Source organism: Chloroflexus sp. MS-G (genome assembly GCF_000735195.1).
GTDB lineage: Bacteria > Chloroflexota > Chloroflexia > Chloroflexales > Chloroflexaceae > Chloroflexus.
On the sequence record NZ_JPIM01000052.1, the window covers coordinates 1 to 14,610 of the forward strand.

The 14,610-nt window shown below is 54.7% G+C and carries 9 protein-coding genes; 3 read left to right on the plus strand and 6 right to left on the minus strand.

What is annotated here, in order from left to right; genetic code table 11:
* Positions 1-26 precede the first annotated feature (26 nt).
* The 5 genes from JE47_RS0110885 to JE47_RS0110910 form a co-directional block, all read right to left on the minus strand.
* Positions 27-920, minus strand: a complete 894-nt coding sequence (locus JE47_RS0110885; RefSeq protein WP_031459786.1) for a DMT family transporter — start codon at positions 918-920, stop codon at positions 27-29.
* 70 nt (positions 921-990) lie between these two features.
* Positions 991-2,136, minus strand: a complete 1,146-nt coding sequence (gene rpoD, locus JE47_RS0110890) for an RNA polymerase sigma factor RpoD (protein ID WP_031459787.1) — start codon at positions 2,134-2,136, stop codon at positions 991-993.
* Between the two features lie 450 nt (positions 2,137-2,586).
* Positions 2,587-3,432, minus strand: coding sequence for a 3'-5' exonuclease (locus JE47_RS0110895; RefSeq protein ID WP_031459788.1), 846 nt, complete (start codon positions 3,430-3,432; stop codon positions 2,587-2,589).
* A complete protein-coding gene (locus JE47_RS0110900) occupies positions 3,429-4,670 on the minus strand; it encodes an SH3 domain-containing protein (protein ID WP_031459789.1) in 1,242 nt (413 codons plus the stop codon). Before JE47_RS0110900 ends, JE47_RS0110895 begins: the two co-directional genes overlap by 4 nt.
* Positions 4,671-5,630: 960 nt before the next feature.
* Positions 5,631-6,131 (minus strand): ferritin, encoded by a 501-nt coding sequence (locus JE47_RS0110910; protein WP_031459791.1) that lies wholly within the window; start codon positions 6,129-6,131, stop codon positions 5,631-5,633.
* 299 nt (positions 6,132-6,430) lie between these two features.
* Here JE47_RS0110910 and topA point away from each other — a divergent pair, with 299 nt between their 5' ends.
* Entirely contained in the window at positions 6,431-8,767 is a 2,337-nt protein-coding gene (gene topA, locus JE47_RS0110915) for a type I DNA topoisomerase (protein ID WP_031459792.1), read from the plus strand.
* 48 nt (positions 8,768-8,815) lie between these two features.
* On the opposite strand, the gene JE47_RS0110920 is transcribed toward topA, so the two are convergent.
* The gene (locus JE47_RS0110920; protein ID WP_031459793.1) at positions 8,816-9,529 is read right to left on the minus strand and encodes a cysteine hydrolase family protein; all 714 of its coding nucleotides are present in this window, start codon (positions 9,527-9,529) and stop codon (positions 8,816-8,818) included.
* A 374-nt stretch (positions 9,530-9,903) separates the two neighbouring features.
* Here JE47_RS0110920 and phoU point away from each other — a divergent pair, with 374 nt between their 5' ends.
* Complete coding sequence (gene phoU / locus JE47_RS0110925) at positions 9,904-10,563, plus strand: phosphate signaling complex protein PhoU (RefSeq protein WP_031459794.1); 660 nt, start codon at positions 9,904-9,906, stop codon at positions 10,561-10,563.
* Between the two features lie 415 nt (positions 10,564-10,978).
* The gene (gene metH / locus JE47_RS0110935) at positions 10,979-14,587 is read left to right on the plus strand and encodes a methionine synthase (RefSeq protein ID WP_031459795.1); all 3,609 of its coding nucleotides are present in this window, start codon (positions 10,979-10,981) and stop codon (positions 14,585-14,587) included.
* Positions 14,588-14,610 lie beyond the last annotated feature (23 nt).

Sequence of the window (14,610 nt, forward strand, 5' to 3'; positions counted from 1 at the left end):
AAGGTGAGGGGGGGCCAATCTAACGGTCACTGACGGGCAATTACCGCAATGCTAACGATGAGCAGGGTGGCACCGACTACTCCGAAAGCCGTAAATCGCTCACCAAGCAAAACAATCGCCAGCAGTGCAGAACCAAGTGGTTCGAGCAGAGTGATTGTGGCGGCGGTGGTAGCCCGCACACTCCGCATCCCACGCACGTAGAGCGCGTAGGCAATGGCTGTTGGCACGATACTGAGATAGATGAGGAGCATCCAGCCCTGCACCGGATAATCGACAACCAATCCGCTGGCGAGTGCCGCAGGCATAAGTAGAAAGGCGCCAAGGGTAAACGACAGAGCAACCGGTACTACCGGATGGTATTCCGCAGCGATCATGCGTGCACCGAGGATCACCAGGCTGTACGAAAATCCGGCTGTCAGTGCCAGAACAGTACCAATCAGGAGGTCGGCTGTTGAGTCTACCTGAGGCGTACCTCCGACGAGAAGCCCGGCTCCGATGACCGAACCGGCGATTGCCAGCCACGTCGTAGGTCGCAGGCGCTCACCGAGAAAGATCCGCGCCAGCAGCGCAGTGAAGATCGGTGCACTACAAATGTTGATCAATACTGCTGCTGCGACACCGAGGTACGGGATGGCAGCAAAATAGGCGACCTGGTAACCAGCGAATGCGCCTCCGATCAGACCCAGTGTTAAGCGATGGTGAGGTTTAATGCGAAACGCTCGCTGACCGGCAAGCAGTCGGGCCGTTATCAGCAATACCGGCGCCGAGAGGAGCAGCCGTAAAAAACCTATTGAGAGTGAGGTAGTCTCGGTCAGGCGATACAACCAGCCAACTGCAACCCCAATCGTTCCCCAAGAGAGAGCAGCAGCAACGACCATCGCCACATCGAGCGGACGCTGAGTCTCATCAAGACGGTGCATAGCACAACTTATTTACACACATAGCCCCCGTGCCGTACACGGGGGCTAAGACGATGCGCACCCGAACAGGTTAATCGAGATAGCCGCGGAGTTTCTTCCCTAAGTGAGGATGGCGCAGTTTTCGTAACGCAACAGCTTCGATCTGCCGAATGCGCTCGCGAGTAATCCCGAATTCCATACCTACCTCTTCAAGCGTGCGGTAGCGGCCATCTTTGAGGCCGTAGCGCAATTGAATAATCTTGCGCTCACGTTCAGGAAGTTTCATCAGCACCTCTTCAAGCTGCTCACGCAGCAGAGAGGCAGCCGCTGCTTCAGCCGGGGTCGAGATGCGATCATCCTCAATGAAATCGCCCATGCGCCCCTCACCTTCCTGCCCAACCGGCATTTCAAGCGAGAGCGGGTGCATACTGGCTTCGAGCGTGCGGCGTACTTTTCCGGCGGAAATACCCATCGCATCGGCGATCTCTTCAGGTGTGGGTTCGCGCTGCATTGTCTGTTGGAGACGATGCGACATGCGTTTCACCTGACTGATAGCTTCACCCATGTGAACAGGCAAGCGAATGGTACGACTCTGATCGGCAATCGCACGGGTAATCGCCTGCCGTATCCACCAGGTGGCATAGGTGCTAAATTTATGACCCTTCTTGTAGTCGAATTTCTCGACAGCCCGCATCAGGCCGATATTTCCCTCTTGCACCAAATCCATCATCGTCAGGCCATAAGAAGTGTACTTCTTCGCAATACTCACAACCAGGCGCAAATTAGCCTGAATCAGATGATGGCGAGCATCTTGCCCCTGTTGGACTGCACGTTCTAGTTCAAAACGTTCTCGTGCTGAAGAGTACTCTTCGCGATCAAGACGTTGGCGGGCAATTGCGCCTGCCTCCATTGCTTTTGCTAGTTCAACCTCTTGTTCGGCAGTCAACAAAGGTACTTGCCCGATCTCTTGCAGGTACATCCGAACCGGGTCATCAAATGCAATCTCACCCAGATCGGGCAAATCAGCGATCAAGTCAACATCTGAGTCTGGCTCAAACTCGTTCGGTCCTTCAAGTTCATCACTCGACTCGATAACTTTGATCCCTTCGGCCTGCAACATTGCATAGAGCTGATCGATATCGGCAATATCGTGCTCTGGATTGGGGAAGGTGGCAAGAATGTCGGCGTGCGTAATGTATCCCCGCACGCGAGCTGCGGCGAGCAGTTGCTCGATCATTGCCTCTGACTCCGGTGTGGCTTTGCTCAACATCGTTCAACCAGTGCTCTGTTGATGGCGTCAGATGGGCTGACAACCATCGCTAGGCCGTCAGTTTGACGGCGGGCTACAGTAATCGATTCGTCTTGAGGAATATTGAAAGGCCTCAGCGACTCGTCTAAAACGCCAGGCCTTTCACGTCGCGTACACTCTGTTGCTTCGGCAAAGAGATGGGGTCGAGAGCACACCCTCAAACCCCAAGCTGTCACCGCGATAGAGGGACGCAGACGTGGCACCCCATTAGACGTAACTAAAGCTACTATAGCACTGTTGGTATACCAGAGTCAACCCCTCTTTTGGCCGATTCTGTGAGAAAGTTGGTAAAAGATAAAAATAGTGCCAGGGTGTGCAAGCTTGCGATGCTCGCTGGCGGTTTCCGCTATACCGCACCGTCAGCTCGAATGTGAGCTGTTATAACGTGGCATCTTCTTCAGTATCAGGCAGATATGCGCTAATTTTTGCAAGTGAAAAGTTGCGAATATCGTTCCGTAAGTAGCAGAAAGCGCGCACGCTTGGCCCGTTTGGCTCAACCGTTAGCTCGATAGGGCGAATGCGACGTTCGATGGGTTGCGGACTGCTATTTGAGGTGTAGATAATGCGCAACGTGGCGCCGTTGGCCAGCGCAGCGGCGAGTGGAGCGGGTACTTCTGGTTCTGGTTGACCAGGGAGTAATCCGCGGGCAAAGCGGAGGGCGTCGCCCAGGGTGACGACGCCAATATGGGCCATCTCGTTCACGAGGCGATGAAAGAGGGCTTGAAGAGTCAATACATCCTCCATCGCTCGATGGGTGGGCACAGGGAGATCAAGGTTAGTTGCCAGTGCTTTCAGGCTGAGTGAACCACGACGCATCCCAAGACGACGTGCCAGTTCGAGCGTGTCAAGCGCCGGGCCGGTGAGGGGCGGATAACCGGCCTGAGTCAGTTCCATATTGAGAAAAGACTCATCAAAGGGGAGATTATGGGCAATACGTACCGCGTTTTGATTAAGGGTGATAACGTGTGGCGCAATCTCGGCAAACCTTGGCGCCTGGTACAGGTCTTCAGGTCGCAGGCCATTGATCTGAGCTGCCTGCGGATCGAGTTCACGCTCAGGGTTGATTAACGTATTCAGCGAACCTGCTTCGTTGCCATGCTCGTAGCGGAGCATAGCAATCTCACAGATGCGATGACCGGCTCGAATATCGAGACCGGTAGTTTCGACATCGAAAAAGAGTAAAGGCAGCTCGCTGATCGGTTGTTGCAAGTAAGACGCGATCATTTCACTACCGGCACCTGTGCAGCTACATCATCGGGAATGCCAAGCAGCGAAGCCTGCACCCAGCCCTCACGGTCACGGACCGTTCGTACTCGATACCATGTACCATCGGCGGTGCGCTCAAACAGCTCAACAACCTCCGGCGGGTTGACTTGATCAATTACCGCGCTACCCGTATCGGCTGCCAGGTAGATCGAGCCGTTATCAAAGACGCTCACCACGTTAGCAACCGGTGTCTCGGCGGCGATTAGATCGGTGACGGCAATTAATGTTCTGCTAACCCAACCCACCTCGTTCCGCACAGTTCGTACATAATACCAGAGGGCGTTAGGAGTACGAGCCAGAATCTCCACCTCTTCGCCAGCGTTAATGCCGCCAATCACGTTGTTCACGCCGGTATAAGGGAGCTTCCGCACATTACCACCGTTGGTCACTGCTACCCGTTGTCCGGTTGGCAGCGCTGGCGTAGGGGTGGCCGTCGGTGGCGGTGGTGTCGGAGTTGCCTGGGCAATGACTGCTGTTGGCGTTGCGGTTGCCGACAGCGTTGGCGAAGGAGAGGGCGTTGGCTCAGTACCGTAAAACGCAGCGGCAAAGGTTGGCAACACTTCCAGTTCAGCTTCGGCGCTGAGGCTACCGTCGGGAGTCGTGACAACAACGGTATACTTTCGGCCTTCTGGCGTTGGATCGCCATCAGGAAGTTTTGCTTCACGGAAATCACCACGATCACGACGAATTTGGATTCTCCTTGCTGGATCGAACCAGCGCAACGGTTGACCATCGGCGCGTAGTTCAACCTGCAATTCGGTGTTATCGGGTAGGCCGGTGCTGCGTACACGCACACTTAAGGTTAGTGGGTTGGCGCGTACAATGGTTGCATCTTCAATGGTGAGCGTAACCGGTATGGGTGATGGGGTCGGTGTGGGTGGTGGTGCAGCAGTCTGATCATTGCTCAGACTCAATACTAGAATACCGATCCCCATACACAGCAAGATCGGGATCAAGACGAAGAGAATCTTTGCTGCCAGGGAAAGATTGCGCAACCGATCCTGCCAGCTTTGCGGTTCTTCAAGCGGGATGGCGGTGTAGTCGATCTTTGTTGGTGGCGGAGTTTCCGGCGCAGGAGGAAGTGCCTGTGATGCACGCCGCCGCACAATCAGCACAACCAACAGAATAATGACGATACCGAGAATGATCAACCCAATGGCGAGTGGTGTTGGTATCTGGTTAAGCGTTGTTTGCATGAGCAACCTCGATTACAAGCGCTTCAATCGCTTATAATATGCGAATCTCGCTCTATCTGCAACTGAGGGAGTCTTTGCTTGGGATTGTTCGACGTTTTCACCTGATTTTAGCAGAGGTGAAGGGAGAGAGGAGGGCAAAGAGTATAGAAGTGTGCGAAAGAGAGGTGGGTTTCCGTTTCGATGGCGTGCTGTCCAACCTCTTGTTAGCTTGCCGATCATACTTGTTGACGCATTGCCAAGACGGGTTCACCTCCGCTTGCGGGGGAAGGGGGAAGGAAGAGAAATGTTGGCTGATGTACGAAGCGATGGGTTTCTGCACCTCGCATGATGTGGGCTGTAGGACCGCGCACCCAGGTGACCACGCTGGTCGGGAGGCATTGGCAGCGGGCACGGGATAGGCGCGAGTGGCCTCCGCTGCCCTGGTCGGTCCTCGAATGTGGCCAAACGGTGCGGGCCGGAGGCCCGTGCACCCAGGTGACCACGCCGGTCGAGAGGCATTGGCAGCGGGCACGGGATAGGCGCGAGTGGCCTCCATCGAATGTGGCCAAACGGTGCGGGCCGGAGGCCCGCGCACCCAGGTGACCACGCCGGTCGGGGGGCATTGGCAGTGGGCACGGGATAGGCGCGAGTGGCCTCCGCTGCCCTGGCCAGTCATCGAATGTGGCCAAACGGTGCGGGCCGGAGGCCCGCGCACCCAGGCGACCACGCCGGTCGGGGGGCATTGGCAGCGGGCACGGGATAGGCGCGAGTGGCCTCCATCGAATGTGGCCAAACGGTGCGGGCCGGAGGCCCGCGCACCCAGGTGACCACGCCGGTCGGGGGGCGTTGGCAGTGGGCACGGGATAGGCGCGAGTGGCCTCCACTGCCCTGGCCGGTCATCGAATGTGGCCAAAAGTTGGGAACGCTGAAAACTCCTACCCCTAGCAAGCGATGTAGGTTAGTGAGCTTTGTAGATACCTGTTATTCATCTTCCTCTTGGCGTTCGGCTAATTTGCGATCAAGCATCAGCAGGCCGACACCATCGTTCCCAATCAGTTTGAGGTGTTGAATAATCTCGTCGGCGTTCTTCTCTTCTTCAACTTGCTCATCGATAAACCATTTCAGCATACTCATGGTCGCATAGTCGTTCTCTTGCACGGCTAAGGCATAGATAGCGTGGATCGAAGCCGTCACTCGTTGTTCATGGGCCAGGGCGTGCTCGAAAGCATCAAGCGGGGAGGCATATTCGTTCCGCGGTTCTTCGATAGCGCTGAGGATAACCCGTCCACCACGGTCGTTAACGTAGTCAAAGAAGCGGATGGCATGCTCGCGCTCCTCTTCACTCTGAACGCGGAACCAATGTGCGAAACCGGTCAGGGAGAGCGATTCAAAGTAGGCCGCCATTGCCAGGTAGGTATACGAGGCGGCATATTCGTAGGTGATCTGGCGGTTCAGAGCCTGTTGAATCTTTTCACTGAGCATTGGGCGTCTCCTTTTCGCAACTAATACCGGTAATCGTATGATACCCTATTTCTGCGGTGTGTGTCTAAAAAATGCATCTCTTGCCCGAGAAGGGGCGCACGTCTGACAACAATCTCTGACTCGGGATGAGCGAGTGGAACCGATTGTAGCGACATCAGCACACGGGTCCCATCCACCCCCGCTTATGCAGCTATTGATAAAACTCTTTCTTGACAAGCTGGCCCGTGCCGCGTATAGTGCGAAAGCAGAAAAGAATGTTGGCATAATTTGGGTGTCGTTCAACCACGGGAATAATCACGATGGGTGACAAAGTTGTGATTGTTGAGTCGCCGGCAAAGGCACGGACGATTCAAAAATATCTGGGCAAAGGATACAAGGTCGCTTCTAGTATGGGGCATGTGCGTGATTTGCCCAAAAGCGGTCTTGCTATCGATATTGAGCACGATTTTACGCCTTCATACGAGATTGTGAAACCGAAGGTGGTCAGCGAGTTGAGTCAGGTTGTGCGTAATGCCGAAGCAGTGTATCTGGCTACCGATCCTGATCGTGAAGGCGAGGCGATAGCCTGGCATATTACGCAGGCAGTAAAACTCCCGAAAAAAACTCCGGTGTATCGGGTTGTTTTTCAAGAAATTACCCGCAATGCGGTGCAGCAGGCATTACAACAACCGCGCCAGATCAATCAGAACCTGGTTGAGGCACAGCAGGCGCGTCGTGTCCTTGATCGGCTGGTCGGCTATCAATTAAGTCCGTTGCTATGGGATAAAGTTAAGCGTGGATTGAGCGCCGGTCGGGTGCAATCGGTAGCAGTACGGCTGATTGTCGAGCGGGAGCGCGAGATTGAGAATTTCCAACCCCAAGAGTACTGGACGATTGAGGCCGATCTGCTCAAAGAGGGCGGGCTTGCGCCGCGTGATCTCTTCCGGGCGGTCCTGATTGAGCGTGGTGGGAAGAAGCTGGAGAAGTTCTCTATTGAGCGTCGCGAGCAAGCCGAAGAGATTGTTTCCGAACTTCACGGCGCAACCTTTACCGTTGCTCGTGTGACACGCCGCGATAAGCGGCGTACTCCGCCTCCGCCCTTTACCACCAGTACTCTGCAACAGGAGGCGGCGCGTAAATTAGGGTTCAGCGCCAAGAAGACCATGATGCTGGCCCAGCGTCTGTACGAAGGGGTCGATATTGGTGGTGAGGACGGTATCGTTGGACTCATCACATATATGCGAACCGACAGTGTGCAGGTAGCAGCAGAAGCACAGGCGGAGGCACGAGAAGTTATCGCCCAGCGCTTTGGGAATGAATATCTGCCCGATCAACCACCGGTGTATAAGACGAAGGCGAAAGGTGCGCAAGAGGCACACGAGGCGATTCGTCCGACCAGCAGTGCTCGTTTGCCAGAGCTGTTGAGCGAAAAGCTCGAACGTGATCTATGGCGACTTTACGATCTGATCTGGAAGCGGTTTATTGCCTCGCAAATGGCACCGGCGGTGTTCGATAGCACGACCGTTGATATTGCAGCATCACCGGTGATTGCCAATGCACCGGCGTATCTCTTCCGGGCCACCGGATCGGTGCTCAAGTTTCCCGGCTTTCTCGCCGTTTATAACGTTAGTCTCGATGAAGGCGAAGAAGATGAGGACAGTGAACGCCGTCTGCCGCCGTTGACCGAAGGTGAAATGCTGCAACTGGTTGAACTGTTGCCGCTTCAGCACTTCACCGAACCGCCGCCTCGGTATACTGAAGCCAGTTTGGTGAAAGAATTGGAACGGCTGGGGATTGGTCGTCCCAGTACGTATGCGACGATCCTCTCGACCATCCAGGAGCGTGAATACGTCGAGATGGTTGACAAGAAGCTGATTCCCACTACCCTGGGACGCATTGTTACCGACCTGCTGGTTGAGCACTTCGGGAATATCGTTGACTACGATTTTACCTCGGCGCTCGAGCAACAACTTGACGATATTGCTGAAGGTTCAAAGAAGTGGGTGCCGGTCTTGCGAGAATTCTATGGCCCATTCCGATCCACACTTGAGTTGGCTCAGCACCAGATGCGCAATGTCAAACGCGAAGAGATTGTGACCGATCTCGATTGCCCGAAGTGTGGTCAGGCAAAGCTGGTGATCCGTTTTGGGCGTAACGGTGAGTTTCTGGCCTGTTCACGCTACAATCGCGATGGCGAAGGTGAATCGTGCGACTTTACCAGTAATTTTCACCGTGATGAGAATGGTCAGATTGTTATCGACAAGACCAGCGCCCCTGAAACCAGTGATGTGTTGTGTAATGTCTGCGGGCGACCAATGGTTGTGAAGAAGAGCCGCTTCGGCCCCTTCCTCGGTTGTTCGGGGTATCCTGAGTGCACCAATACACGTCGGATTGGTCGTGATGGGAAGCCGGTACCACTTCCCGAACCGACTGGCGTGATCTGCCCGAAGTGTGGTGAAGGAGAATTGTTGCGGCGGCGAGGTAAGTTTGGACGCCCATTCTATGGCTGTGCGCGCTATCCAAAGTGTGACTACATTACTAATTCGCTCGATGAGGCTCAGGCGGGAGCACCATTGACAGAATCGGCTGAACCTAAAGAGGAATCGTCTGCACCGACACCTTCACGTTCGACGAAGCGCTCGCGCAAGATTGCATGAAACGCATAGGGCAGCCTGCACGGCTGCCCCTCCGCTCCCCTCGACAGCCTACACTATATTCATCACTTCAATCCCGTTTTGCGCCATGTGGTGCAGGAAAAGGACATGGTGGAGATCGCCGTCGTGAGCGTAAATCCCTAGCTCGCGTGCTGTTGCCACCGGAGTATCAAAGGTGTCAACCGCATTGGCTGCCACAATCACCCGGCGTTTGAGGTTCAGAGCGTTCGCTTCCAAACGTAGGTGCATTGCAGCACTGTATACGCATAGATCAGTACAATCACCAACCAAAACGAAGGTGTCAATTTGCGGATGCTCGGATAGCCAGGCACCAAAGCGTGTACCGAGGTGTGAACTGAGCGAGTTCTTCTCAATGACAACAATCTGGTCGGCAAATGGTAATTCGGCCAGTTCACGGATGGTCTGGCTTTCGGCAGTACCGGCCAGACAATGCGGTGGGTACGCAGCAAACTCGGGTGTGTTCGGATCGTGGGTGTCTTGCGTCAAGACAAACGCACGAACGCCGAGTTCGTAGGCGCGGTTGAAAAGCCGCACGACCGGTTCGATTAGGGCACCGACTCGTGGCCCGGCCAGTGGTCCCTCTTTGCAAAAGCCGTTGATCATATCAATCGAGCAGAGTGCGACACGTTCGGGGGTCTTATCAACAATGGTTGCCAGATCAACTTGCGGTAGATTATGGTACCACTCTTCGAGGTAAGTGAGGAACGAGGCGCTGCGCGTTGCCAGGTCTTTAATCGCGGTCATGACTCTCCTCCCGTATTTGGTGTAAAACTGACACTATTTTACCACGAGTTTATCGCTCCGTCAAGCCCCTCACCCTAGCGTGAGCGCAGATTGGGGCGGTTTCTACCTCTCGCACGCAGGGGTGCTGATACCTGACTGATTGTGCAGAGGGAAGGATTTCCTGAAGCATGCGTTCCTATCACAATTCGATATAATGTCTCTACCGTTTACACACCAAATTGTAGAAAATCTCTACTTGTTCTTCCCAAATTATGCGAGGTTTCAAGTATAATGAAACAAATTATCGGTACAATAGCGATAACTCGACGGAGAGTTATGCCGTATTACGGTGCAGCAATCATTCTGCTGTTCCTCGGCTAGGGAAGGAAGGTTCAATGGTGCGCGAGCGTTATATTCGCCAGATCGGTGCCCTTCGTGAAGATTTGCTGCGCATGTTCAGTATGGTTGAGCAGCAGCTTCTGCGCGCAATTCGTTGTCTGGAGACGTGGGATACTATCGCTGCCGCTCAGATTATGAACGATGACCGACAGATCGATGATGCGTGGCGTGCACTTGAAGAAAGTGTGATTCATGTGCTGGCAACCCAGCAGCCAGTTGTGGCTTCCGACCTGCGCCTGACCAGTGTGGTGTCGGCGATTGCTAGCGAGTTAGAGCGGATTGGCGATTATGCGAACAGTATTGCCAAACGGGTACGACGAGCAGCCCGGCGGACGGCATTTGTTGCCCCACCACCGCAAATGCAAGAGATGGCGCAACTGGCGTTACAGATGCTGAATACTAGTCTGGAGGCCTTTTTGCGTCAGGATGTTGATCTGGCCCGTTCACTTACCGCGTATGATGAACGGGTTGACGAACTCGAAGATACGTTGCGCGCATTGATTATTGCCGATGCACGACAGGATCCTGAACGCTTTGAAGCAGCAATCGATCTTCTTGATATGGTGCATGCGCTTGAACGGACTGCGGATCGGGCGACAAACATCGGCGAGCGGGTGATTTATCTGGCGACGAGTAGTCAGACCACGCTTAATTAATGGTAAACTGGCTTCCTGGCGGAGTTGGGTGATCGCGCTTGATCAGCAGCACGTTGATCAGCAGAGCTACTGGTGTCATCCTCTCCTGGCCTGCCTGCACATCCTCGTTCTTGCTGGTAAGTGCAATAGACCCTTTGAAATCCTGCCCTATATCGAGTATTATTGTTGATAGAAGGAAATGCGCCGGTGCTGTATGGAATGATTACCGGCGCTTCTTTGTGGCGGAAGTCATCTCAACCATCGTCTGCGCTATGGTTTTTAATGATTCCTTCCTCTGATTAGCTGGGGGAAGTTACGTCACACGGCTACGCTTGATGGAGACCCTTGCCAAGCGCGACTGGGCGATCTGACGATCTCTTGAGATGGTCATACGTTGTGGTTGGCACCTGATACTGATAGGCTAGACGAGGGAACTGTGAGTCGACCAACTTATCTACAGGCGCTTGCCGAACGGGTATTGATTTTTGATGGTGCTATGGGCACCTCTATTGATACGTTTGATCTGACGGCTGCCGACTACGGTGGCGAAGCCACCTTTGGGTGCCGTGATTATCTGGTGATTACCCGTCCTGATGTCATCGAAGCGATCCATACCTCGTTTCTCGAAGCTGGCTGTGATGTACTCGAGACGTGTACGTTTCAGAGTACGCGGCTGCGTCTGGCTGAATGGGGATTGGGCGATCGCACCATTGAGATTAACCGGGCTGCCGCTGCGCTGGCTCGTCGGATCGCTGATCGGTTTGCGGCTCGTGATGGCCGACCACGCTATGTCGCCGGTTCGATGGGGCCAACTGGGAAGTTGCCTTCTTCAGATGATCCGGCATTGAGTGATATTACGTTTGCCGAACTCTCGGACATCTACTACGAGCAGGCGGTCGGCTTGATCGAGGGGGGTGTTGATCTCCTCCTGGTTGAGACGAGTGTTGACATTCTTGAAGTGAAAGCTGCGTTAGACGGTATCCGTCGGGCGAAGATTGATCTTCATCGCCCTGACATCGCGGTGCAGGCGCAGGTGTTTCTCGATCTTTCCGGGCGGATGTTGCTCGGTACCGATGTGCCAGCCCTGATTGCGACCCTTGAAGCAATGCCGGTTGATGTGATCGGTCTGAATTGCAGTACCGGCCCCGAACATATGCGGGCGGCAATTCAGTACCTGACCGCCCATTCCCGCAAACCGATTTCGTGCATTCCCAACGCCGGTCTGCCTCTCGAAGTTGATGGCCGTACTGTTTACCCCATGGAGCCAGAGCCGTTTGCAACCATCTTAGGGGAATTTGTGCATGATTACGGTGTCGCAGTGGTCGGTGGCTGCTGTGGTACCCGTCCGGCCCATATCGCACGGTTGCGCCAGATATTAGGTGACTCACCCAAGCCCAAAGAGCGACAGATCGAGTACATTCCCAGTGTTAGCTCTGGGATCCGTGCCGCTGCACTACGACAGGATGCGACCCTAACCATGATTGGTGAGCGACTGAATACCCTTGGTTCGCGTAAGGTGAAGCGGTTGCTCCTGCGTGATGATTATGACGGTGCATTGGAAGTGGCCCGCGAACAGGTTGAGAGTGGCGCGCACATGCTCGATGTCTGTGTAGCAATGACCGAGCGTAACGATGAAAAAGAGCAGATGGTGCGCCTGATCAAGAAGCTGACCTTGAATATTGAGTTGCCGCTCGTGATTGATACGACAGAAGCTGACGTTCTTGAGGCGGCTTTATCGATCTATCCGGGTCGTGCGCTGATTAACTCTGTGTCGCTCGAAGGTGGCCGTGGCGCCAAGATCGACAAGGTCTTGCCACTTGCCGCACGGTATGGTGCGGCCGTGATTGCGATGACCATTGACGAGGAGGGTATGGCGCATACCGCCGAGCGGAAAGTGGCGATTGCCGAACAGATTGCCCAGATCGCTCGTGACGAGTATGGCATTCCGGCAGAAGCTTTGGTCTTCGATGTATTGACGTTTCCAATCACCACCGGTCAGGAAGAGTTGCGCTATTCGGCTGTTGAGACGCTCAAGGCGATACGTCTGGTCAAAGAACGGATTCCCGGTTGTTTCACCACACTCGGAGTCAGCAATTTGAGCTTTGGAGTGGCTCCACACGCCCGTGCTGCCCTCAACTCGGTGTTTCTCTACCATGCCGTAGCCGCCGGTCTTGATACGGCGATCATTAATCCGGCCCATGTGACGCCATACGCCGAAATCGATCCCGCACAACGCGAGGTCTGCGAAGACCTAATCTTTGCTCGCCGTGAGGATGCACTGGCTCGCTTCATTGCCTATTTTGAACAGCACGCTGCCACGCAGGATAGCGAACGCGAAGACCCTACTGCGACGATGACGGTTGATCAGCGTCTGCACTGGAAGATACTGCATCGTAAAAAGGAAGGCATTGAAGACGATATTGACCAGGCGGTTGATCAGCGTCTTCAGGCCAGAGGGTTACGCCTGAGTGATCCGGCTGCCGCGCTATGCAATGAGCACGGTGCTTCACCACAAGGGCAGGCGGCCGTTGATGTGCTTAACAATGTGTTACTACCGGCAATGAAAGAAGTCGGTGATCTCTTCGGGGCCGGTCAGCTCATTCTGCCCTTCGTCTTGCAGAGCGCCGAGGCAATGAAGAAAGCGGTTGCGCGGCTCGAACGCTACCTCGACCGTCTTGAAGGGGCGAGCAAGGGCAAAGTTGTGCTTGCTACGGTCTACGGCGATGTCCACGACATCGGGAAGAATCTGGTAAATACCATTCTCTCGAACAACGGCTACACCGTATATGATCTTGGCAAGCAGGTGCCGATCAATACCATAATCGAGAAGGCGCTCGAAGTAAACGCTGACGCAATCGGTCTCTCGGCACTTCTGGTCAGTACCAGTAAACAGATGCCGCTATGTGTACAAGAATTGTACCGGCGTGGAATTCACATTCCGGTGCTGGTAGGTGGAGCGGCAATCAATCGTCAGTATGGTCAACGTATCACGTTCGTTGATGACGAAGAGCCGTACCCTGCCGGTGTCTTCTACTGCAAGGACGCTTTTGAAGGTCTTGAGACAATGGATCGCTTGAGTAATCCGGCCACGCGGGATCAGTTTATCGAGCAGACCATTCGTGAAGCGGCCAACGTACTGCACCGACGCCTGACCGGGCGGGTTGCGTTAGCCGAGTTGGGTGAGGCGTCACGAGGTAGGGCCGAAGGGGTGCGGTCAGCAGTACGTACCGATGTGCCGGTGCCGGTACCGCCTTTTTGGGGTTGGCGAGCGACCAGCCGTATTCGCCTGAGTGATGTAGTAGCGTGTCTCGACCGCAACAGTCTCTACCGCTTACAATGGGGAGCAAAGAATGCGAAAGGCGCCGAATGGGAACGACTGCGGGCAGAGTTTGATCAGAAAGTGCGCGAACTGATTGCCGAAGCCGAGCGCGATGGCTGGCTTCAACCGCGGGTGATTTACGGTTATTTCCCGGTGCAGAGCGATGGTCTCGAACTGATCGTGTACGATCCGGCTGACCGCCGTCGTGAACTGACTCGTTTCGTCTTCCCACGCCAACCGGCGCGTGAACGTCTCTGCATTAGCGACTACTTCCGAAGTGTTGACAGCGGAGAGTACGACCTTGCCGCCTTTCAAATTGTCACAATGGGGAGTGCTGTTGATGAGCTGGTTGATACGCTACAACAGCGAGGCGACTATAGCCGTGGCTACTATATCCACGGTCTCGGTGTGAGCCTGGCCGAGGCGTTAGCCGAGTACACAAACCGTATTATTCGGCAAGGGCTGGGGCTGGATGAACGTCGCGGAAAGCGGTACTCGTGGGGGTACCCGGCGTGTCCTGATCTCGCTGAACATGCCAAACTCTGGCAGATTTTGCCCGGCGAAGAGATTGGCGTGACGCTCACCGAAGCGTTCCAGTTGGTGCCTGAGCAGAGTACCGCAGCAATCGTGGTGCATCATCCAGAGGCAAAATATTTCAGCATTGGCAGTGCTCTTGAACGTGCCGAACTGGATCGGCAGGCTGAAGACTTCAATGTGGAAGAGTAGCATCATTCTTGAATGCCGAATCG